Source organism: Halomonas sp. XH26 (assembly GCF_024138895.1).
In the GTDB taxonomy this organism is placed as follows: domain Bacteria; phylum Pseudomonadota; class Gammaproteobacteria; order Pseudomonadales; family Halomonadaceae; genus Vreelandella; species Vreelandella alkaliphila.
In genome coordinates this window covers 1,742,661-1,764,805 of the sequence record NZ_CP071889.1, presented here as the reverse complement: position 1 = coordinate 1,764,805, position 22,145 = coordinate 1,742,661, and the positions used below count along the sequence as shown (strand labels likewise).

General features: G+C 51.6%; 18 protein-coding genes. 15 read left to right on the top strand and 3 right to left on the bottom strand.

All coding sequences use genetic code 11. The features are described 5' to 3' along the window. Positions 1 to 106 precede the first annotated feature (106 nt). The 8 genes from J4377_RS08165 to J4377_RS08130 all read left to right on the top strand — a co-directional run bounded on the left by J4377_RS08165 (position 107) and on the right by J4377_RS08130 (position 8,620). Complete coding sequence (locus J4377_RS08165; protein WP_038486739.1) at positions 107 to 1,453, top strand: paraquat-inducible protein A; 1,347 nt, start codon at positions 107 to 109, stop codon at positions 1,451 to 1,453. After that, positions 1,446 to 3,128, top strand: coding sequence for an intermembrane transport protein PqiB (gene pqiB, locus J4377_RS08160; RefSeq protein WP_198349840.1), 1,683 nt, complete (start codon positions 1,446 to 1,448; stop codon positions 3,126 to 3,128). The genes J4377_RS08165 and pqiB overlap by 8 nt, the downstream gene beginning before the upstream one ends. A gap of 13 nt (positions 3,129 to 3,141) precedes the next feature. Continuing rightward, positions 3,142 to 3,735: a membrane integrity-associated transporter subunit PqiC gene (locus J4377_RS08155; RefSeq protein ID WP_038483834.1), complete on the top strand. Its 594-nt coding sequence runs from the start codon at positions 3,142 to 3,144 to the stop codon at positions 3,733 to 3,735. A 272-nt stretch (positions 3,736 to 4,007) separates the two neighbouring features. Next, on the top strand, positions 4,008 to 5,264 hold the full coding sequence (locus tag J4377_RS08150; RefSeq protein WP_089038216.1) for a DEAD/DEAH box helicase: 1,257 nt from the start codon (positions 4,008 to 4,010) through the stop codon (positions 5,262 to 5,264). 77 nt (positions 5,265 to 5,341) lie between these two features. Continuing rightward, entirely contained in the window at positions 5,342 to 5,845 is a 504-nt protein-coding gene (locus J4377_RS08145; RefSeq protein WP_038483828.1) for a hypothetical protein, read from the top strand. Between the two features lie 8 nt (positions 5,846 to 5,853). Further along, on the top strand, positions 5,854 to 7,053 hold the full coding sequence (locus tag J4377_RS08140; protein ID WP_253487861.1) for an MFS transporter: 1,200 nt from the start codon (positions 5,854 to 5,856) through the stop codon (positions 7,051 to 7,053). Between the two features lie 167 nt (positions 7,054 to 7,220). Next, the gene (locus J4377_RS08135; protein WP_120387018.1) at positions 7,221 to 8,291 is read left to right on the top strand and encodes an asparaginase; all 1,071 of its coding nucleotides are present in this window, start codon (positions 7,221 to 7,223) and stop codon (positions 8,289 to 8,291) included. An 89-nt stretch (positions 8,292 to 8,380) separates the two neighbouring features. Then, on the top strand, positions 8,381 to 8,620 hold the full coding sequence (locus J4377_RS08130) for a DUF2789 domain-containing protein (RefSeq protein ID WP_038483819.1): 240 nt from the start codon (positions 8,381 to 8,383) through the stop codon (positions 8,618 to 8,620). A 53-nt stretch (positions 8,621 to 8,673) separates the two neighbouring features. Here J4377_RS08130 and J4377_RS08125 read toward each other — a convergent pair whose 3' ends face one another. Then, positions 8,674 to 9,090: an SRPBCC family protein gene (locus J4377_RS08125; RefSeq protein WP_038483816.1), complete on the bottom strand. Its 417-nt coding sequence runs from the start codon at positions 9,088 to 9,090 to the stop codon at positions 8,674 to 8,676. Between the two features lie 203 nt (positions 9,091 to 9,293). Between J4377_RS08125 and queC the strand changes: the two genes are divergently transcribed. Genes queC through J4377_RS08105 form a run of 4 tightly spaced genes read left to right on the top strand, consistent with a single transcriptional unit; the run spans position 9,294 to position 11,765 of the window. Further along, positions 9,294 to 10,004: a 7-cyano-7-deazaguanine synthase QueC gene (gene queC / locus J4377_RS08120; protein ID WP_038483813.1), complete on the top strand. Its 711-nt coding sequence runs from the start codon at positions 9,294 to 9,296 to the stop codon at positions 10,002 to 10,004. Further along, the gene (gene queE, locus J4377_RS08115) at positions 10,004 to 10,648 is read left to right on the top strand and encodes a 7-carboxy-7-deazaguanine synthase (RefSeq protein WP_231658644.1); all 645 of its coding nucleotides are present in this window, start codon (positions 10,004 to 10,006) and stop codon (positions 10,646 to 10,648) included. Before queC ends, queE begins: the two co-directional genes overlap by 1 nt. Then, positions 10,648 to 11,487, top strand: a complete 840-nt coding sequence (locus tag J4377_RS08110) for a 6-carboxytetrahydropterin synthase (protein WP_038483809.1) — start codon at positions 10,648 to 10,650, stop codon at positions 11,485 to 11,487. The genes queE and J4377_RS08110 overlap by 1 nt, the downstream gene beginning before the upstream one ends. Then, positions 11,484 to 11,765, top strand: coding sequence for a YkgJ family cysteine cluster protein (locus J4377_RS08105; protein ID WP_120387021.1), 282 nt, complete (start codon positions 11,484 to 11,486; stop codon positions 11,763 to 11,765). The genes J4377_RS08110 and J4377_RS08105 overlap by 4 nt, the downstream gene beginning before the upstream one ends. Before the next feature lie 8 nt (positions 11,766 to 11,773). Here the strand turns inward: J4377_RS08105 and J4377_RS08100 are convergent, their stop codons facing one another. Both J4377_RS08100 and J4377_RS08095 read right to left on the bottom strand, forming a co-directional pair. After that, the gene (locus J4377_RS08100; RefSeq protein WP_198349836.1) at positions 11,774 to 15,679 is read right to left on the bottom strand and encodes an AAA family ATPase; all 3,906 of its coding nucleotides are present in this window, start codon (positions 15,677 to 15,679) and stop codon (positions 11,774 to 11,776) included. Positions 15,680 to 15,709: 30 nt separating this feature from the next. Then, a complete protein-coding gene (locus J4377_RS08095) occupies positions 15,710 to 16,366 on the bottom strand; it encodes a tRNA-(ms[2]io[6]A)-hydroxylase (RefSeq protein WP_253487859.1) in 657 nt (218 codons plus the stop codon). A gap of 521 nt (positions 16,367 to 16,887) precedes the next feature. Here J4377_RS08095 and acnB point away from each other — a divergent pair. The 3 genes from acnB to J4377_RS08080 all read left to right on the top strand — a co-directional run bounded on the left by acnB (position 16,888) and on the right by J4377_RS08080 (position 22,134). Next, complete coding sequence (gene acnB, locus J4377_RS08090) at positions 16,888 to 19,491, top strand: bifunctional aconitate hydratase 2/2-methylisocitrate dehydratase (RefSeq protein ID WP_253487851.1); 2,604 nt, start codon at positions 16,888 to 16,890, stop codon at positions 19,489 to 19,491. A 194-nt stretch (positions 19,492 to 19,685) separates the two neighbouring features. Continuing rightward, entirely contained in the window at positions 19,686 to 20,180 is a 495-nt protein-coding gene (gene rraA / locus J4377_RS08085; protein ID WP_038483805.1) for a ribonuclease E activity regulator RraA, read from the top strand. 67 nt (positions 20,181 to 20,247) lie between these two features. Continuing rightward, a complete protein-coding gene (locus J4377_RS08080; RefSeq protein WP_253488129.1) occupies positions 20,248 to 22,134 on the top strand; it encodes a glycerophosphodiester phosphodiesterase family protein in 1,887 nt (628 codons plus the stop codon). The last annotated feature ends 11 nt before the right edge of the window (positions 22,135 to 22,145 follow it).

The following is a 22,145-nucleotide window of genomic DNA, read 5'->3' as shown; positions in this document are numbered from 1 at the left end:
TTTGGCGGGGCGAAGATAAATCTCGATTTGACAGTAGTATCTGCCCACCGTACTAATTTGGATTCCTCAACGTATTGAGAATTTGCTGTTGCCTCATTTTCAGTTTATTAAACGACCTTCTTTGCAGGTGAACTCACCACAGGTCGACTGCCATCCTCCCGAAACACGCGCCCAGCGTAGACGCTTACGCGCCTGTCACGAGTGTGACTGGGTTTCTGCACTTCCTCCGCTCGGCTCCGGAGAGAAAGCATCCTGCCCACGCTGTTCACATGTGCTGGTAAAGCGACATCGTTATCCTGCTCAGAGAAGCATGGCGCTAGCGCTTTCATCCTTGATAGCACTACTTGCAGCAGTGTCATTTCCGTTTGTGAGCTTTAGCATCAGCGGCATTGGTAATCGTATAGAACTTTCACAGACAGCCACTACGCTCATCTCTTTTCATCAGCCTGTTGTCGCTATCGCTGTCATTATGACCATTGTTGTGCTGCCCGCTATTTATCTAATCGGCGTGATCTGGCTTCAGTTTGGCTTACTTCGCGGCCATCCAATGCCGTTTAGTCGGGACATCGCTCGTTCACTAGCGAGGCTTAACCCATGGATGATGGCGGATGTCTTCATCGTTGGGGCACTGGTGAGTTTGATAAAAATAGCTGGCATGGCACAAGTTGAATTAGGCATCTCCTTTTGGGCATTCAGTGTATTTGCCATCCTCTTACTGTTAACGACACAATCCATTGATTCAGATTGGATGTGGTTCTCTTTAGAGAAAGAACCCCTCGCGCCAGAAGGCACTCTTACAGGAACGACAGCAGCAAGCCAGGGAGTAACCGGCTGCCCAACTTGCGGCCTAATTAATCGCCTTAGCGAGCATGGCACGGGGCACTGTCGGCGGTGCCAAGAAAAGCTCCACCCACGATTACCACACAGCCTACAACGCACCTGGGCACTGCTTTTTGCAGCAGCGGTGATGTATATCCCTGCTAATGTATACCCTATTATGACCACGACTAGCTTAGGGCACTCATCACCCTCAACGATCATTGGCGGGGTTGTCCAACTGGTTCAAATGGGCTCCTGGCCCGTGGCCGTGGTTATCTTTGTAGCGAGCGTTATTGTTCCCGTTGGCAAGCTAGTCGCATTGATTTGGCTCTGTATGGTTATAAAGCATAGCAACGAGCTAAACGCACAAAGCCGAACTCGACTTTATCGGCTGACTGAATTTATAGGCCGGTGGTCGATGGTTGACGTATTTGTGGTTTCAATATTAGTAGCTCTGATTCGCGCGGGGTCGTTAATGTCAATTACACCAGGGCCGGCAGCGCTCGCGTTTGCCGCCGTCGTTGTGTTCACAATGTTAGCAGCCATGACGTTTGATCCGCGCTTAATTTGGGACACACCAACTCCTCGCTCTACACGCCGTAAAACGGCCACCAAGGAAACTGTTGATGGCTAATGATTCAACACCAAATAAAGCCGATACCAACGACAACAACGATTTACATCGTGCGAAGTCATCACCGCAAACACGGCTCTCTCCGATTTGGATCGTGCCAATCGTTGCTGTTGTGATCGGACTGTGGCTTGTCTACGACAACTACGCCAGCCGAGGCACGCTCGTTACACTAACAATGGACAGCGCGGAAGGTATCGAAGCGGGCAGCACGCTTATTCGCAGCCGCAATGTTGAAATAGGCAGAGTCCAAAACGTTCGCTTATCTGATGATCTTTCCCACGCCGTTATGACCGCCCGCATCCAACCAGAAGCGGAAGCTATGCTTAGGGAAGATAGCCGATTCTGGGTGGTAAAGCCGCGCATCGGCCGCGAGGGCATTAGCGGGCTGGGCACGGTATTGTCGGGTGCCTATATTCAGCTAGAGGCAGGTAAGTCTGATGAACCTGAGCGCGAGTTTACGGTAAGTGATACACCACCGGTTGCCCCAGCTGGGCAGGCTGGTTTGCAAATCAGCTTAGTCAGTCAACTGGGTAACTCACTTCGTATAGGCGACCCTGTTTCTTACCAGGGCTATACCGTAGGACGAGTTGAAGATACTCGGTTTGACGCGGAATCTCGCACAATGCACCACCAAGTATTTATTGAAGAACCCTACGGCCAGTTGGTAACGGATAGCACTCGATTTTGGACATCGAGCGGTGTTGATTTTCAACTAGATGCTGATGGTGTACGTGTCAACGTGGAGTCTCTTGAAGCGTTACTGGGAGGTGGCGTTACGTTTGGCGTGCCAGAAGACTTGCCGATGGGGCAACCCGTAGAGCCCAATGCACGCTTTAATCTCTATGCGGATGAAAATACTGCCCGGGAAGGAACCTTCAATCAGTATTTAGAGTACGTGCTATTGGTTGATGATACCGTTCGAGGGTTATCGAAAGGTGCGCCCGTCGAATTTCGCGGAGTAAGAATCGGTACGGTTGCGTCGGTGCCCTGGAATTTTACCGCTCCACAGCCCGACTCACGTTCTCAGTTTGCCATCCCGGTGCTGATTCGAATCGAGCCTCAGCGACTGGGCATTGAGAATGCCGACATCGACATAGAACAGTGGGACTCGCGCTTTAAGCGCCTTTTCGGCTTAGGGCTGCGTGCATCACTCAAAAATGGCAGCCTATTAACGGGTGCACTTTTCGTTGATCTTAATTTTCAACGCGACTTGGCTGATGAATATGTCGCCGAAACGTTCTCCGAGCGGACAGTATTCCCTACCGTCGCTGGCGGCTTTGCACAGATCCAAGCGCAGATAACCAGCCTGCTTGAGAAATTAAACGCGCTTGAAGTTGAGCCATTACTTGCAGGTTTAGACCGAAACTTACAAGCATCTGAAAGTGTGCTCAACGAGATACGCCAAGTAAGCACTTCCATCAACCAGTTGCTGAATGATCCCGATACTCAGGCAGTGGGCGGAAACGTAAATGCGACTCTTGAGGAGCTACGTAACACCTTGCAAGGTGTATCGCCATCATCTCCAGCCTATCAGGATTTAACAACGGCTATTCAACGGCTGGATCGCTTAATGCGCGACTTACAACCACTTACTCGCACATTAAATGAAAACCCAAGAGCGCTTTTATTCGACAACCTGGATACTCAAGATCCCGTGCCTCGCGCACCACGCTAAGAAGGAGCTTACTATGCGCTGTAAGGCAGTCCGCTATTTATCACTATTTGGCCTTTGCATTCTGCTAAGCGCTTGCGCTAGCAGTGTCACACCACCCTCTCGCTACATGCTACCAAGCGAAAATGCAGTGAGTTCACCAAGCCAGCCGATTGGCACACTGCAGGTGCGATCACCACGTTTAGCACACTATCTAGATGTGGACGGTATCGTCATGCAGCTTGATGACATCACCCTAAATGAAGCCCGAGAACACCAATGGGCGGAAAGTATTGGACGCCAATTAGAACGTGCATTGCGTGCTCAACTATCCCAAGAGCTCGCGTCCATTCAGGTCGTTCATGCTGATGGCAATGCACCTGAAGCGCTCACATTACTACTTGAAGTTGATCAATTTCAGGGGCGGCACGATGGGCGAGCGGTCACCAGTGGCCAATGGCAGTTACGCGGCGCGGATAATAACCTACTTGCGCTAAAAAGTTTTTCTGCAGAGACCGAGCTACAGCAGGACGGCTACCCTGCTCTCGTTCGCTCACTTGGCGAAAGTTGGGATAAGGTGGCCCTGCAAATCGCCAATGAGATCCGCGAAGGAAATTATTTTCAGATGTGACATCAGTAAGGCATCCAACCGCTATGTTAAACGCTGAAATGAAGTATCCATGATATACTAAAGGGGTCATCTTTCAGCATCACCACGTCACCCCCGATTCGAGCCAATGTCTATTTCACCGTCTTGATCGGCAAAAAAATGACCATCGCGGCATCGTGCTTTATCTGGCAAACTTCGCTGCCGCGAAGGTGTACCATCCTCGCTTTTTGAACATTACGCTCAGTAACGACGGCGCCAAGCGACGTCACTTACTAAGCGATTGCGGAGAACGCATGAGCTTTTCTGAACTTGGTCTGCACGACGATTTACTACGCGCGGTTACCGCGCAGGGCTATACGCAGCCTACCCCTATTCAACAAAAAGCTATCCCCGTTGTACTTGAAGGTCGCGACATGCTCGCCAGTGCCCAAACTGGCACAGGCAAAACCGCTGGCTTTACGTTACCCATGTTACAGCGGTTAGCGAATGGAAAACGTCCCGGCAAACGCCAAGTACGCGCGTTAGTGCTCACGCCTACGCGCGAGCTTGCTGCCCAGGTAGGCGAAAGCGTAACCGCTTACGGCAAGCACCTCTCTTTACGCTCGCATATTATTTTCGGCGGTGTTGGCCAACAGCCACAAGTGGATGCACTCAAAGCGGGGCTTGATGTATTGGTCGCCACGCCAGGTCGGCTACTAGACTTGCATCAGCAGGGCCACGTGGATCTATCGGCCGTCGAAATCCTGGTGCTCGACGAAGCTGACCGCATGCTCGACATGGGATTCATCCATGATATCAAGCGCCTATTGCGTTTAGTGCCAAAACAGCGTCAAAATCTGCTGTTCTCTGCAACATTCTCCAACGACATACAATTATTGGCGCAACAGTTGCTCAACAATCCCGCGTTAATAGAAGTCGCACCTCGCAACACGACCGCTGAAAAAATTGAGCAAACCATTTACCGAGTAGATCGTGATAAAAAACGCGAGCTGCTGGCCCATTTAATTCAGCAGCATGGCTGGTTTCAGGTACTCGTTTTCACACGCACCAAACATGGCGCAAACCGCTTAGCAGAGCAGCTTTCTAAGCAAGACATACCTGCCATGGCCATCCATGGCAATAAGAGCCAAGGGGCTAGAACACGTGCTCTTGGTGCTTTCAAAAGCGGTGATTTGCAGGTACTTGTCGCCACTGACATTGCCGCTCGCGGGCTAGATATCAACGAACTTCCCCATGTCGTTAATTTCGACTTACCCAATGTGGCAGAGGACTATGTTCACCGTATTGGACGTACCGGCCGAGCGGGCAGCGATGGAGAAGCAGTTTCGCTCGTATGTGTCGACGAACACGGTTTGCTGAGTGGGATTGAGCGTCTTATCAAGCAAAACCTGCCTAAACGTATCGAACCCGGTTTTGAACCTGATCCCAACGCTAAGCCCGAGCCGATTGAAAATGGCCGCCGTGGTCAGAAGCAGCCCCGCGCCAAGCGTAAACCGGAAGGACAAGCAGCCAATACTGGCGGTGAACGTCGTCGTCGCGCCCGTCGCTAGCCCTTTGCTTAGGAATATGCGAAGGTTATCGCTTCGCGTATTCCGCTGGTACAGCTTAACTTATTCATGGAGTGATTATGGCGTCGTCTCAACTTATTAACGATTACCGCCAGTGGCTTACCTTTCAACGCCAGGAGCAACTAAGCCGTGAGCACCAAGGTATTTCACAGCGGCTAGAGGATGCCCGAGCATCGGCTGGGCAGGTACTGCAAGCGTATCGCAGCATGGCAGAAAAAGCCTCTACAGAGGGCGCTTGTTATCGCACTCTTTTCTTACGTGAACGTAATGATAACGAATCGCTACCCTGTGAAGGATGGTTATTTGTACGACGGGTACTTAGCGAAGAGAGCAGCACGCGAGTACGGGTAACGTTACTTGAAACCTTTACGCTGGAAGACGGCATTATTACGCCTGGGGATAAACCTGCACGTAAATTAACCCTCGAAATCTACGACAAGCTGAATATTGATAAGGGGATGCGTACCGAGGTGCGCGTAGACTGCTTAGACACGCAGCAAGATTATCATTTCATTACCCTGCTTGATGCGGTACGCGGCGACTTACGCCCCCACCTCAAGTAAATGCCAGCATGGCTTCTCGTCGCACATACACCTTTATTGTTCTGATGTTCGTAGTAGGGCTTAATTTACGCCCTGCTATGTCATCAGTTGCGCCTCTGCTTTCCCGACTGCAAGAAACTGCGGGATTAAGCCCTGCATCAGCGGGCATTTTAACCACATTACCCGTGCTTTTTTTAGGCTTGTCAGCCCCACTTGCTCCCCTATTGGCTAAACAGTTGGGCAGCGAACGGGCCCTGAGTAGTGCACTGCTTTTATTAACCTGCGGTTTAATCTTAAGAGGCATGCCAGTGCCTGGCGCACTTTTTATTGGCTCCGCAATGGCAGGCAGTGCGATTGGCCTTGCAGGCACCCTTCTACCAGCGCTTGTTAAACGAGAGCTGCCCCACAGCGCCGATCTGCTGACTGGTTTATACACCATGGCGTTATGTTTCGGCGGTGCATTAGGCGCTGGTCTTAGTGTTCCGCTAATGCAATGGTTAGGCAGCTGGCAGTTGAGTCTAATGAGCTGGTCACTGTTAGCATTAGTAGCCCTGGCACTATGGATGATCAGCATGCCAACGGCTCAACACACCCCGCTCAACCCAAGAACCTCTGCTTCGCTCGCCCAATTAATGCGTAAACCACTCACGTGGCATGTCATGCTGTTCATGGGCATTCAGTCTTCCATGGCTTACATTGTGTTTGGTTGGCTGCCCACCTTATTAGTCTACAGAGGTTATGATGAAGCTGCGGCCGGCTGGACAATGGCCATCTCAATCATGTGTCAGCTAGTTTCAGCACTGGGCGCACCTTGGCTAGCCCGCTTAACCCACGACCAACGCCCTGCCTTACTGCTAGTCCTTTTTAGCACCGCACTAGGGCTTTGGATGTTGCTTATTGCGCCATTAGCCTGGAAGTGGCCCGGCGCGGTACTTCTGGGCATTGGACAAGGCGGCAGCTTTAGCTTAGCGCTCAGTCTGCTGGTGTTACGAACGGCTAACTCACGTCTTGCGGGGCAGCTTTCTGGCTTAGTACAGGGTGGCGGCTATACGTTGGCAGCGCTAGGCCCATTTGGGGTTGGTCTAATGCTGCAAGCCGGAGCAGAGTTAGACCACATAGCATGGCTGCTTATTCTGCTAATTGTTATTTGTTGCGGATTTGCCTTATTGGCTGGGCGTAACCGCCAATTAGACGATCATAGTGGTGAGTTGTTAGTACATCGCGGTTAGCAGTCGCACATGGCAATACCTGCCTCAGTTTGCAGCACCTGCTTCAATAGCATACTGAGCCACGGACACTTAAGCACAGGCACTTAGGCACAAGTACTTAGACACAAGTACCTAGACGCTACGATTGAGAAGCACCCCTTTAGATTCGCCCAATTCAGGAAACGGCTATGAGCATCACTTCTCCCCTGGCAAACGCCGCCCCCACTCAAGAGCGTGTACTGGTCATCTATACTGGCGGCACCATTGGCATGCAGCCAAATGTAAAGGGACTAGCCCCAGGGGGGAACTTTCAAGATCGCATGGCAGACGCACTAAGCCAGCTTCCTATACTGCACCAACATGCCCTTCCCGCTTATGACGTGCTTAGTTATGCGTCATTGATCGACTCAAGTGCAGCGACGCCGCTGACTTGGCAACAGATTGCCAACGATATTGCAGCCCACTTAGCCAACTACCGTGGATTTGTCGTTATCCACGGCACAGATACCCTAAGCTGGACCGCGTCGAGTCTTGCCTATCAGCTACAGGGGATTGACCGCCCGGTTGTATTAACAGGCTCTATGCATCCTCTTGAAATGATTGATAGCGATGCGATCGGCAACCTTTACGGAGCATTAAGGTTTGCTGCAAACGTTGAATTACAGGAGGTGGCGATCTACTTTTCAAATCGCCTTCTGAGGGGTTCACGAGCGATTAAACAGCATACAGAATCCTTAGATGCATTTATCTCACCAAGCTATCCCTGTATCGGTGAACGCGTTGGCGAAGACTTCATTTATTACCCAAGTCGAGGTTTAGGATTTCAACAACGCGGCGCGCCCCGCTTTGAGCTTTCAGACTATCAAGCCGTCTCCGATGGCGCCGTTATCAGACTAGCATTGTGGCCCGGCATATCGCCTTGGCAATTGGAAGCTCTGCTCGGTGATTCGCGCGTAAAGGGGGCTCTACTGCAGCTTTGGGGAGCAGGTAATATACCCAACGACCCTGCACTCATTGATGTCATTGCTAACGCCAGTGGCGAAGGAAAACTGCTGGCCGCGATTAGCCAGTGCCCCCAGGGCAGCATTCATATGGGCGAGTACGCAGCGGGCCATGGCCTAGCAGAAGCGGGCTTACTGTCTGGAGATAACATGACGCCGGAAGCCGCTTTCACCAAACTCGTTCACCTATTGGCTCAACCCCTTTCCATGGACATTCGACGCCAGCGATTTTTAACGTCACTTGTCGGCGAGCGCTAAACGCCGCACGTCGATCAATTCGCACTGGCGTAGTCACTTATACACGCTATGTTTAAACATACGTTAATAACCAAAAAGGAAAGCAGCGTATGGAACGGCCTGTACACCATTTTAGCGAGCTATTTGAACAGCTCGGGCTACGCTCGGATGCAGAATCCATTGAGCACTTTATTCAGCGCCACTCCCCCCTACCTAAAGAAATGCCACTCGCAGAGGCTCCCTGCTGGAACGAAGGCCAAGCTGATTTTCTTCGTGAGGCCGTGGAAGATGATGCTGACTGGGCCGAAGTTGTCGACCACCTTGATGCCTCGATGCACAAACGAGCTTGATTGCTGTTAAACGTCTCTTTGCGCGCCGCTCACTAACGGCGCCAATGTAGCCATTAACTATTGAGGCGAGCTTCAACGCGCTCAAGAATTTGCCTGCTCACTTTTCCCACTAATGGCTTTGCAGCACGGTTCACCGCTTTTTCCACCAATCGATTACGGATTTCATAACTCAGCGTAAGTGATACCTCTGTCCCCTCCGGCACTTCACGCAATTGATAACGACCTTGATTTTTAACGCCTTCCAATGATTCCCATGCCAGCACATAAGGTGGCTTGATCTCGGTTACTGCCACATCAAATGACCAATCCATACCCACCGCGTGGACATGCCAGCGATAACGGTTATCGCCTAAGGTATCAATTGATCTAATCAGATCAGAATAGTCAGCAAAATCTTCAACTCGACTCAGCAGTTCAAACACCCTTTCAGGCTGAGCATTAATAATTTCGCTATGTTCTATGGTGGCCATGGATTCATCCCTTACGACTAGAAGGATTAGCTTAGCATGTTGACCCATGCACATACCGAACGGAAAATGGTACCAATTGCCGCTACCACTGGCCAGGCAAGCCCGCATTGCGTAAACTGCCGTCCTTCCGGACCGGACCCCGGAATCTCATTTAGCGCGACGCTAAAGCACTCAATAAATTCTCCGGCCAATGAGTAATTATTATGTCGTTACCCCCTACCTCTGGCGCAGACGCGTCATCTACCGTTGTGATTTATTCCGGCGGCATGGACTCCTATACCGTTCTTCACCGCGCAATTAAAGAAGGGCTCGAGGTTCATGCGCTCTCATTTGATTATGGCCAACGCCACGCCAAAGAACTGGACATAGCGAAAGCAGTTTGTAAGCAGCACAATATTCCCCATCAAGTCGTTGATATACGTGCTATTCACGGTTTAATTGATAACTCAGCGCTGACCAACCCAGATATATCAATGCCTGAGGGTGACTACGCTGCTGATAACCTCACTACTACCGTTGTCCCTAACCGCAATATGATTCTGCTTTCGTTAGCCATTGCTAAGGCAGTTAATATCGGGGCGGGGCGTGTCGATTACGGCGCCCACGGCGGCGATCATATTCTCTACCCTGACTGCCGCCCTGAATTTGTTCACGCAATGAATCAGGTCGCTGGCATCGCTAATTTTGAACCGATAACGCTGCATGCACCTTATCTAGCAACGAGCAAAGCCGATATCTTACGCGATGGCTTAGCAATGGGCCTGAACTACCGTGACACCTGGACCTGCTATGAAGGACGCCCACTGGCTTGCGGCAAGTGTGGCAGTTGCCGTGAACGGCTGGCGGCGTTCGCAGCCAACAATACTTCAGACCCACTGGCGTATGAATCTACCCCTGCACAGGTTACCGGCTGATGTATCACGTCAAAGAAGCCTTTTATACCTTGCAGGGCGAAGGTGCACAGGCAGGCCGCGCCAGCGTATTTTGCCGCTTTAGCGGCTGCAATTTGTGGTCTGGGCGTGAAATCGATCGCGCCAGCGCAAAATGCTCCTTTTGCGACACCGATTTTGTCGGTACGGATGGCATTAACGGTGGGCGCTTTAATACAGCACGTGAACTCGCTGAACACATTAAAGCCCTTTGGCCAGTTCATGCTGGAAGAGCAACGCCCTACGTGGTATTCACTGGCGGTGAGCCATTACTCCAACTTGATACCCCGCTGATCGCGCTACTACACAGCGATGGATTTGAAGTGGCCGTTGAAACGAATGGAACGGTCATACCACCACCAGGAATTGATTGGCTATGTGTTAGCCCTAAGGGCACTAATCCACTGGTGGTCACCCATGGCGATGAGTTAAAGCTGGTTTTCCCACAATCTGCAGCGCCACCCACTCAATTTGCCAATTTGGACTTCAACCACTTTTTTTTGCAGCCGATGGACCACGGCATAGCGCAGAGAAATCACGCGACGGTTCAGGCAACCACCGAGTATTGCATGGCTAACCCCCAGTGGCGGCTATCGCTTCAAACGCACAAAATTGCAGGATTTGAGTAATGGCGTTATTTGTAAATCGTCTCAGCCATATTGATGTTTCACTGTGGTGCCCTACAAAAGGGTTGGTAGGCTGTAGCTGGCAAGTAGATGCTCAACTGGATGGGGAGCTAGGCGAAGATGGTATGCTTTTTGACTTCGGGGAAGTTAAGCCTTGGATCAAACGCACACTCGATAGTGGCCTAGACCATACGCTGCTCGTACCTATCAACGCGCCCGGCATTAAGGTTACTGACTGCGCTGAAGGTATCTGCATTAGAACAGCGACTCCTTACGAAATGGAAGTTCGCGGGCCAGCCCAAGCATTTACCTTGCTCCCCTGGGATACCATCACTGTTGAGCGTGTCACCCACTATTTAAGCTCACAGCTGACAAAGCAAGAGCAACGGCCAGCCAATGTCCACAGTGTCACACTAACGCTTAGTGACGAGCCTATAGACGGCGCTGCCTATGGCTACACTCACGGACTGAAACGGCATCTCGGCAACTGTCAGCGGATTGCCCATGGCCACCGCTCGCGCCTGTTTATCTGGCAGCATCAGGCACGTCAGCCAGCGCTTGAGCAGCGCTGGGCAGCATGGCTGGATAATCGATATCTGCTTGAAAAGGCCGACATTGAAAGCCAGATTGATGAAAAGCTGACCTGCCGTTACCAGTCTGCACAAGGCACATTTTCGATCACGCTGCCTCAAGAACGCTGCTGTGTACTGCCCAAGCCGACAACCGTCGAGAATATTGCTTTATGGCTTGCCAAGAGTATTGCAGAGCACAGCGGCCATAAAACACTGGTTCAGGCATTTGAAGGAATTGATAAAGGCGCAACGGCAGAAGCCTCGCCATGAGTAGTCACGTTTTCGCAACAGACACCGCCGCCTGCCGAGCAGGCTGCGGTGCTTGCTGTATTGCACCGTCGATCACCTCTTATATACCCGGCATGCCAAATGGCAAACCGGCGGGCGTTCGATGCGCACAGTTAAGTGATGACAATCTATGTAGGTTATTTGGCGATCCTAGTCGTCCTGCCGTGTGTGAGCGGTTCGACTATGATGCTGATGTGTGTGGCGAACACCGTGAAGAGGCGCTCGCCACACTTAACTGGCTGGAATCAACAACCCGTTAGTCACCCAATCAGGTTTCGTTTTCAACACTTACCGCGTGGGGCAACCGTCTATCAAGCAGGCTAACCCAGCGAACAAGCACTGGCGCATCGCTATGGCTCACTTCACTTAATAAGCGTCTAAATGCTTCTTTGGCCTGCAAGTCGTTTGGTGCAATACGCGTCAACCAAAGCTCGAGCGCTGCAAGCTCCTGATGGCGATTGCCATGCTCGCGGGCCTGATTAATGGCCATTTCAGCCAGCGCTTTCACTTCATTAGCAGGGTGGCCGAGCAAATCACGCACTTTAGCTAACTGCGTTGCCAACTCAGGTAAAAAGAGCGTTGTGCGCTCTTTGGCAATGACCAGACACTGATCTAGATAATCTTCAGCCGCTTTTAACTCGCCAAGCTCAATACACGCATCTGAGTACCACAGGACCGGACGCTGATAGCGATCACGTCCATTCAGCTCTGCCATCTGATCCAGGCTGTCCCGCACCTGCACCAAGCCCCCCTGATCGCCCGCAAGAGCTCGCTGCCAGCCAAGAATCCCCTGGGCAGAAATCTGCCACAGTTGCAAATCGGGCGTACCCGTCATTGCAGCAGCACGCTCAGCGTGTCGTGCTGCTAGATGTACATGGCCAAGCTGCCGATAAAGAGCGGCGGAAAACATCAACGCCATGGCAAGCGTACCGGGATGGCCAATTTTTTCAGCCAATCGGATGGCGGAAGAGATATGCCGCTCTGCGCGTTGGTAGTCACCACGCAAGCAGAGCGCCCAACCTTGGAAAGAAGCCGCGGTTACTTGCGGGTGATCAGAGAATGGCAGCCATTCAATCATCATTTGCGCATTGAGCGGGTCAATTTCGTCCAGATGGTCATGCGCTTGCTGAATACGTCCAGCCCAGTATTCGCAATGCGCCCGCGCATAATCTGCCAGCCTTTGGTAGCGCGGATCTTCTAAACGCCCAGCAATGTCTGCAAGCGTCGAAGCAAGCGCAAATGCATCGGCGTGGGCATAGCGCTGACTTCGGCCAACCCATAAGCCCCACTTAACCAAAAATATTTGCTCAAGGTCTTCTGGATCTTCCGTGGCGGCGCCACCAGACTGGCGGAGCAACTCCCTCGCACGCACGAAGCTCTCATGCGCAGTGGGCGAACCATGTCCCTCTAAGGCGAAGGCCGCTTGGCCTCGCACGGTCAGCAGGCTCACTTCGCGCTCAACTTCATGATCCACATGACGCAGGCTAGCAAGTCCGAAGTCTGCCATGCGCAGTGCCGTACGGTTAGCACTCACCTTGAGGGCTTCCCGTGCGGCCAGTTCAAAGTAACGAGCGCCCCTGGCGTAATGGCCACTGCGGCGTAGGTGGGTTGCAAAATCACCTGGGTGGCGGCTAATCCATACAGGGAAGCGCTCTTCAATCAGCGTGACTACCTGCTGATGAAGCTTAACGCGCACGTCCCTAGGACATGAAAGATAAGCGGCTTCTTGCAGCAGTTGGTGGCTAAACTGATGCTCCTGCTCGCCCCCGTCTTTATCCACTGGTTCGATAATTTCCAGTTGACGCATGTGCTCAATTGCTTGGGACAGCCGCAGCTTTTCCCAACCACTGCACTCTTGCAGAAAATCAAGACGGAAACGCTTGCCTAATACCGCCGCTACGTGGGCAATTTCCCGATCACCTTCCAACTGGTCAATTCGGCTAGCCAGCAGTCCTAATAGCCCTTTGGGCAGCTCATCAAACTGTACACTGCGACCTTCGCGGCGATCCATATCTAAACGCCGACAAATCTCTTGCATATACAGCGGCACCCCGTCGCAACGCTCAATGATTTGATTGCGTAGCCGCGGGCTTAAATGAATGCGATACCGGCGGGATAACTGAGAAAGCAAGCGAGACGACTGCTGCGCATCCAGCCTTCCAAGCGTAATTTGCTGATCCCAGTGCAATTTGACCGGCAGTGACTCTCGGCCATGGTGACTGGCGACCAGCATAAAGGCAGTATTGATCGGCAACCGAGCTTGTAGCCCTGCCAACACCTTGAATGAAGGTTCATCAAGCCATTGCAGATCATCAATCATTAGTACCAATGTCCGTGAACTGGCCAGATGATCGATTAAGCGGTGTAACAGCTTTACAACTAGCTCAATAGCCTCACCATTCTGAGTTAACTGAGCAACTTCTTGAACATCACGCACACCGAGCGCTTCTTCAAGCAGTTGCTGACGTTCATCCTCCAGAGGCTCTAAGGAGAGCGTTTCTTGCAGTTGGCGAACAGCTTCACAAGTTGGCGTAGCTTCAACATACCAAGCGAGTAGAGTACGTGCGACACCGTAGGGCTCTAGCACCGATAGCCGCGTCGTTGGCTGCCAACAAATGGCAGCATCACGACTCAGTTCTAACTGGCGAAAACCCACCATTAACGCAGATTTACCCATCCCGGATGCACCACGTACTAGCACGCTCTGGCGCAAGCCAATGCCTGCCCTCGCCAACGCGTCTCTTAGCGTGCGTAGTGATGTTTCTCGACCCACTAAACTGGGAGGTAGCGCATCCCTACCGCCCTCATTCACTCCCAGCACTAATGCTCTCAAGCGGACGCGGCCATCGCTAGCCACTAAGCGAGATACCAACCGCGGTTGCAAATCAAGTGCAGGCGGCATGTGCTGGCTGGCTTCTTGAGAAATTACCAACTCGCTACCTTCTGCGGCACTCATTAACTCCAGTGATACTTGGGTTACTTGGCCAAGCGGGTCAGCTAGCTGACGTTCAGGTAGATAAACCACTCTTCCGCTATTAAGACCTGCGGCGAGCTCAAATTTTGGAGGATCACCGTCACCGACCCAGTGACGCTGGGACTCTAAAGGCAACGCCAGGCGGCAGTGTTCATAAAGTGCAACCAGCTCTGCCAACTGATGAGCCGGACCATGGGTACCAAAGCAGGCCAAGCCAAGCCCACCTGTTGCGCCCGGCAACCAGAAGCCACCCAAGTGATGACACTGCTGTTCTAACCAGCGCAGTAGCTCTAATTGAAGCGCCAAACAGTTCCGAGTAGCCGCGCGATCTTGCCAATCACCTTGTAACTTAAGCCGGATAGCCATCACAGATAACTGGCGCAGCTCAATTTCATCTTCGCGAAGAGGCTTACTATCCGCGGCCAACACGCGCGAAAAAGCGCCTTGCGGGCTCAATACACGCGGATCATGGTGACCATCTGACCAATAATTAGCTAACTGTAGAAAGCTCGGTTCGGGCTGCTGCCCAGAAAGTGCTAACAACTGTAAATAGCTGTTGTACTGTTCATGGGCAGCCGCCATCTGATTTTGCTCAGCCAACTGACGTACTAGGCGCTCATGGAATGGTCCGTAGCCAGAAAAGCGGCTGACTAAACCTTCCAATAGATTGTCAGGTACATCGGAGTGGGCATCTAACACCTGCTCAGCGAAACGGATAACACGCTGGCGCCACTCGTTTCGTACTTGAACTAACCAGCGCTGAAATTCGCTGCAGTTGGCAAGTTGGAGCTCTTCTATCAAATCCCCCTGATAACACGACATCACCTCTTCGAGGTTCGCTAAATCTCGAGGGCCTTCAAGCAATTGCTGTAATTCGTGCAAGTCAACCCGCCAGTGGGCGGGCAATTGAAAAGCGATGGTCTGGCGGGATACGTTCAGCACTTGCTCGGCATTGTCCCCCATCGACTGACGCAGACAGTGAAGCGCATGACGTAGGTTGGTTCTGCCCGATGACAGCCCCTGGTCTGGCCAAAGCAACTCTGCGAGAGAAGCTCGGTTGACCGGCTGTCGGTGCAGCAACAAATAAACGAGCAGCGCTTTTACCTTGTCATAACTGAAGTGCGTCAGCACATCTTCTCCTTGTGATAAAGAGAAATGGCCAAACAGGGTCAGTTGGTCTGTCTCACGAGCATCGCGCATGATACATATCCTACCTAGACTAGCGGTGGCTTAAGCAGGCACACCGCTATGAAAACGAAAAGCCGTATCTGGCGAAGTAATCAACTCCGCTTCACGCGCCACAAAAAAGGCGATTCTGTCATCTATTGATGCCGATGTTTGCTGTCTGGCAAGCAGCAAATAGTCTTCAAAGTGACGGCCTTCTGACTTCACTAACGTGCGATAGAACTTGGCAAGCTCTTCATCTAAATAAGGAATTAAGCGCGCAAAGCGCTCGCAGCTACGTGCTTCAATGAGCGCACCAATAATTAACACATCAATTAAACGGTCAGGATCATTGCTACGCACATGCTTGCGCAAGCCTTCGGCATAGCGTGACGCAGTAAGGTGACTATACGACACGCCTCGCTTCTCCATTAAGCCAACTACCTGCTCAAAATGCAGTAGTTCTTCTCGAGCCAGCTGCGACATCTTGCTTAATAGTAACGGCTGATCAACGTAACGATAGAGCAAGCTCATTGCCGTTGAAGCGGCTTTTTTCTCACACTGAGCGTGGTCAATAAGAAGTATCTCTGGGTTATCCAGCGCCCATTGCAGCCAAGCATCAGGCGTTGAGCAAGCAAGAAACTGATGGAGACATTCTGGCAGTAAATCATCCGCTTGAAGCGCATGACCTACAGGTTGCAACATATTTAATTGTATCGACATAACACCATTACCAAGCGCTTATCTCACTATTGTACAACATATAAACGCCCTGGGCGTTTGTTCCCTGCCATTACGCTCGCTGTTGAAAGAGCCGTAACAGCACTTTTTATATAGCACATATCTAATATAAAATTACGCTTATATTGCAGCTCCACACCACAATACCCGCGATTCAACTGCCGTAGTGATAATAATACGACGAAATAATCAAACAGTATGGTAACGCGGCATCACAATAATCACACGTGCCCTCACCCTCAATTACGCCTGTTCGGTAAAAAACTTCCACCCGCTGGGTTAATTAAGAAAAAAACGCGCTATTAAGAAACCCCACACCATCTCCTCAACATAAAGTACAAGGTCCTCAGGAGCTTGCCGCCTTAACATTGTCGACAGTTTCCCGTAGAATCCATTTCATCCACCAGACGCTGTTTGTCAAGCGTATGTCACGTGTCCGAGCACATACTCAATACCGTGTGGGTATGCGCTCGTCACCATTAAGAAGATGAGAGGGCCCCAACGTGCTTGAAGCTTACCGCCAACATGTCGAGGAACGCGCTGCAGAGGGCGTACCGCCCAAGCCCCTGAACGCCGAACAAGTCGCTGCCTTAATTGAGCTACTTAAAAATCCGCCGGCAGGTGAAGAAGAGTTTATTCTTGACCTAATCACCAACCGAGTACCCCCAGGCGTTGATGAAGCTGCGTATGTAAAAGCAGGTTTCTTAACCGCGATTGCTAAAGGTGAAGCCACCTCTCCACTGATCGATAAGATCCATGCCGTCAAACTTCTCGGCACCATGCAAGGCGGTTATAACATCGTCTCCATGGTCGAACTATTAGACAATGAAGAACTTGCTCGAGAAGCTGGCGAACAGCTCAAGCATACCCTTCTCATGTTTGATGCGTTCCATGACGTTGAAGAGCGCGCCAAAAATGGCAATGCGGTTGCTAAAGACGTTATTCAGTCTTGGGCTGCTGCAGAGTGGTTCCTCTCCAAGCCTGCACTGGAAGAGAAAATCACCTTAACCGTCTTTAAGGTTCCTGGCGAAACCAATACTGACGACCTCTCTCCTGCGCCTGACGCGTGGTCGCGCCCAGACATCCCGCTGCATGCCAATGCCATGCTCAAAAACGAGCGCGAAGGTATTGAACCCGAAGTGCAAGGCACGACTGGCCCGCTGAAACAAATTGAAGAAGTTAAAGCGAAAGGCTTCCCCGTTGCCTATGTAGGCGACGTGGTTGGTACTGGCTCTTCACGCAAGTCCGCCACTAACTCTGTACTCTGGTTCTTCGGCGACGACATTCCTTACGTGCCCAATAAGCGCGCTGGCGGCTTCTGTTTTGGTGCCAAAATCGCACCGATCTTCTTCAATACTATGGAAGATTCTGGTGCACTGCCGGTTGAAATGGATGTTGCCAAACTAGAAATGGGCGACATCATTGATGTCTATCCATACGAAGGCAAAGTGTGCAAGCACGGTACCGACGAAGTACTGACAACCTTCGAACTTAAAACCCAACTGATTCTTGACGAAGTGCGCGCAGGTGGACGCATTCCGCTGATTATCGGTCGTGGTTTAACAGGTAAAGCGCGTGAATCGCTAGGCCTTGAGCCTTCTGATGTTTTCCGCCTGCCAGACCAGCCGGTTGATACTGGCAAGGGCTTCACCCTTGCTCAAAAAATGGTCGGTAAAGCGTGTGGCATGGACGGCGTACGCCCCGGCATGTACTGCGAGCCCAAGATGACCACCGTTGGCTCTCAGGACACAACAGGGCCGATGACCCGTGACGAGCTGAAAGACTTGGCGTGCCTTGGTTTCCAGGCCGACTTGGTCATGCAGTCATTCTGTCACACTGCGGCCTATCCAAAGCCTGTCGATGTGGATACGCACCACACACTGCCTGACTTCATCATGAACCGTGGCGGCGTCTCTCTTCGCCCCGGCGACGGCATCATCCACAGCTGGCTGAACCGTATGCTACTGCCCGACACAGTGGGTACCGGTGGTGACTCTCACACCCGTTTCCCGCTGGGCATTTCGTTTCCAGCAGGTTCTGGTCTGGTAGCGTTTGCTGCTGCGACTGGCGTTATGCCGCTGGACATGCCGGAATCCGTACTGGTGCGCTTTAAAGGTGAGCGCCAGCCGGGCGTGACACTGCGCGACCTGGTTCACGCCATTCCCCTCTACGCCATCAAGCAGGGACTGCTAACCGTTGAGAAATCCGGTAAGAAGAACGCTTTCTCTGGCCGTGTATTGGAAATTGAAGGTCTTGAAGACCTGACCGTCGAGCAAGCTTTCGAGCTTTCCGACGCTTCAGCAGAGCGTAGTGCAGCAGGTTGTACAATCACCCTGTCTGAAGAAAGCGTCACCGAGTACCTTAAATCCAACATCACACTGCTGAAGTGGATGATTGCGAATGGCTACGGTGACGAACGCACTATCAGCCGTCGTATCGAAGGTATGGAAGCATGGCTTGAGAACCCAAGCTTGATGCGTGCTGACAAAGATGCTGACTACGCCGAAATCATCGAAATTGATTTGAGCGAAATTAAAGAACCCGTTCTTTGTGCGCCTAATGATCCAGATGATGCTCGTCTGCTTTCAGACGTTGCCGGCGAAAAAATTGATGAAGTATTTATCGGTTCGTGCATGACCAATATTGGTCACTTCCGTGCAGCCGGTAAACTACTTGAAAAACAGCCTGCGGGCAGCCTGAAAACGCGCCTTTGGCTGGCGCCGCCGACCAAAATGGATCAGCACCAGCTTACCGAAGAAGGCTATTACGGCATTTATGGCCGTGCTGGCGCCCGCATGGAAATGCCGGGATGTTCACTGTGTATGGGTAACCAGGCACGCGTTGCAGCGAAAAGCACTGTTGTGTCTACGTCTACACGTAACTTCCCGAACCGCTTAGGTGATGGTGCCAATGTATACCTCGCCTCAGCGGAACTCGCAGCCGTCGCTGCCGTGGAAGGCCGCCTTCCAACCGTGGAAGAGTACCAGCGATACATGAGTGAATTTGACGCACTCGCTGGAGAAATATATCGTTACATGAACTTCCACGAAATCGAGGAGTATCAAAAAATCGCCTCGAACGTGATTCCGGTTGCTCAAGAAGCTTAATGCTCTTTGCAGTACTGAGAACTTATCGCCGATGCTCGCAACATCGCAAGAAGGATGACAATGTCTCCTTTTTGAGCCGATGACCGAACGCCCCAACCTGCTTGCAGGCTGGGGCGTTTTTTTATGGCCGCCTGACTTTCATCAATGGGTCTTCATGGGCTAATTTTGAAGATAATGCTTCATAGGAGCGTGTAATGACATATGCAACCCCTGTTGTCACGCCAGATTTATGTGACGCGAATCCTGACGTAATAGTACTTGAACCGATGTTTGCTAATTATGGTGGCGTCGACAGTTTTTACGGCCCTATTCGTACCGTTAAGTGTTTTGAAGACAACTCAATGGTTAAGCAAGCTGTTGCCGAACCAGGTGATGGTGCAGTGTTAGTTGTGGATGCTGGCGGGTCACACCGCTGTGCCATGCTTGGTGATATGCTCGCCGAGCAAGCCGCTAAAAATGGTTGGGCTGGTGTGGTGATGTATGGCTGTGTACGAGACGTCGACATTCTTGTCACACTACCACTTGGCGTTCAAGCGTTAGGTAACCATCCGCGCAAGAGCGAAAAGCGCGGCGAAGGGCAACGCGATATACCCATTACCTTTGCAGGCGCCACGTTACACACTGGACAATGGCTTTACGCAGATAACAACGGCATTATTATCGCCGAAAAACCGCTTGAGCTTTCCTAAGGCAAGGGCTTGCCAGGTGTGGTACTTAGTGCCACCCTGGTGATTCAACTCTGACAAAATTGTGACCATGCAGCCGCTTAACCAATTGGGCTACACCCTACTCCACACTCTGCGCGACCATCTTCGTCCTCTCATTGCTTATCACCTGCTCTTCACCCTATTAGCCTCTGCTCTTGTAGTGCCATTGATTGCGTGGATCTCTCGGGCCTTACTAGCGCAACTCAACCGAACAGTCGTCACCAATGATGCGCTGATTACACTGCTATTTAGTCCACTGGGCTTAGTTGCGTTGCTCGTGGGTCTTGGCTTTGCATTCTTACTGATTTATTGGCAACAAGCAGGCATGCTGCTGGTGGCCGTCAGACCTAAAGACAACCACTACCGACTCGCTTTTGAAGCACTGTGGTTAAGCACACGCCGTTTGCCAGCACTCGCGGGTCTGGTCATTCTTCAGGTAGGAGCCCACTTGTTGCTTTTAGCCCCTTTTATGATGGGCTTAGCGTGGCTTTATGATGTGTGGTTAAGCGGTATAGATCCCTACTATTTACAACAAACCCGCCCAGCCTCGCTGTGGTATTTTATTGCTTGCGCACTGCCGTTACTGGTTATCTGGCTTGGGTTTGCTGCGTGGCTCTACCTGCGTTGGTTACTAGCGCTACCGTTAGTAGCGTTGGACAACTGCCCCCCTTTCCAAGCACTTAAGCGTAGCGTGCGCTTAACTCGCGGCTGGCATCGTTCGATTGGTGTGGCGGTCTTGACACTGCTGATCGTCATTATCAGTCTGCCGATTATCTCTACATGGCTATTTGATAGTGTCGTGACGCCCCTGTTATGGGGACTACCCGAACATAATGCCGTGCTGATTCCAGCGATGTTGGCTTATTTAACCAGCTACGTACTGGTTACGTTAACCATTACATTTTTAGGTATTGCCACCAATGCTCTCCTATCAGCGTGCTTATACCTGCAACTGGCTTTTCGAGAGACACGCCCTTCGCCTCGGTCGGAACACGCCCATCCTGGTCGCCTTGCGTGGGCGATTGAACTAAGCGTACTGCTACTGGCGGGGCTACAAGCATGGTGGATACTCAACAGCTTTGAAATACGCGATAACGTAGCAGTCATCGCCCACCGAGGAAGCTCGATGGTAGCGCCGGAGAATACCTTATCCGCGATAAGACAAGCGCTTGAAGACGGTGCCGATGCTGTAGAACTGGATGTTCGCCTGAGTGCTGACAACCAGGTGCTTCTTTACCATGATCGCAGCTTGGCCCGGCTAACAGGCGATCGGCGAGAATTTGATTCACTCACTAGAGCAGAGTTGAGCAAAGTTGATGTCGGCAGCTGGTTTGGCGATGCCTTTCAAGACGAAAGGATTGCTGGTTTGGATGATGCTTTGGCGCTAGTGCGAGGACGCGCAGGCTTAATGATTGACATGAAGCCCTCGCCTGGCGAAGAAGAGAGGCTTGCTCGCGCCGTATTAGCAACCCTTGAGACAGAAAGTGACATTCGTTATCGCTGCTGGGCAACCCAGGATAACGCGCTCAATGCGAACGCGAACTGCGGGTTTCCAAATGTATTCCTAGATATGCGCATGGCGACCATGTCACCCAGTATGGTGACTTATTTAAAACAGCAAGCCCCCGAATTACGCATTACCTTACTCGCCCAACTGATCTTGGCTGGCACGCTGGATCGACGCCAATTCGATGCTTTAGGCCTGCGTCATAACCGTATCACACCACAAGAAATTCGATTGGCGGCGCTTTATAACTACGAAATACACGCCTGGACAGTCAATGACCGAGCGCGCATGTCGGCACTGATTGATCTTGGGGTTGATGCGATAATCACTGACTATCCAGACCGTTTGAGCGAGCTAATAGAAGACCGCCGTGCGCTGAGCGACGGCGGTCTAATGCTGGTAAAACTGCGCAACTGGCTACGCCAATAGCAAAAATCTCT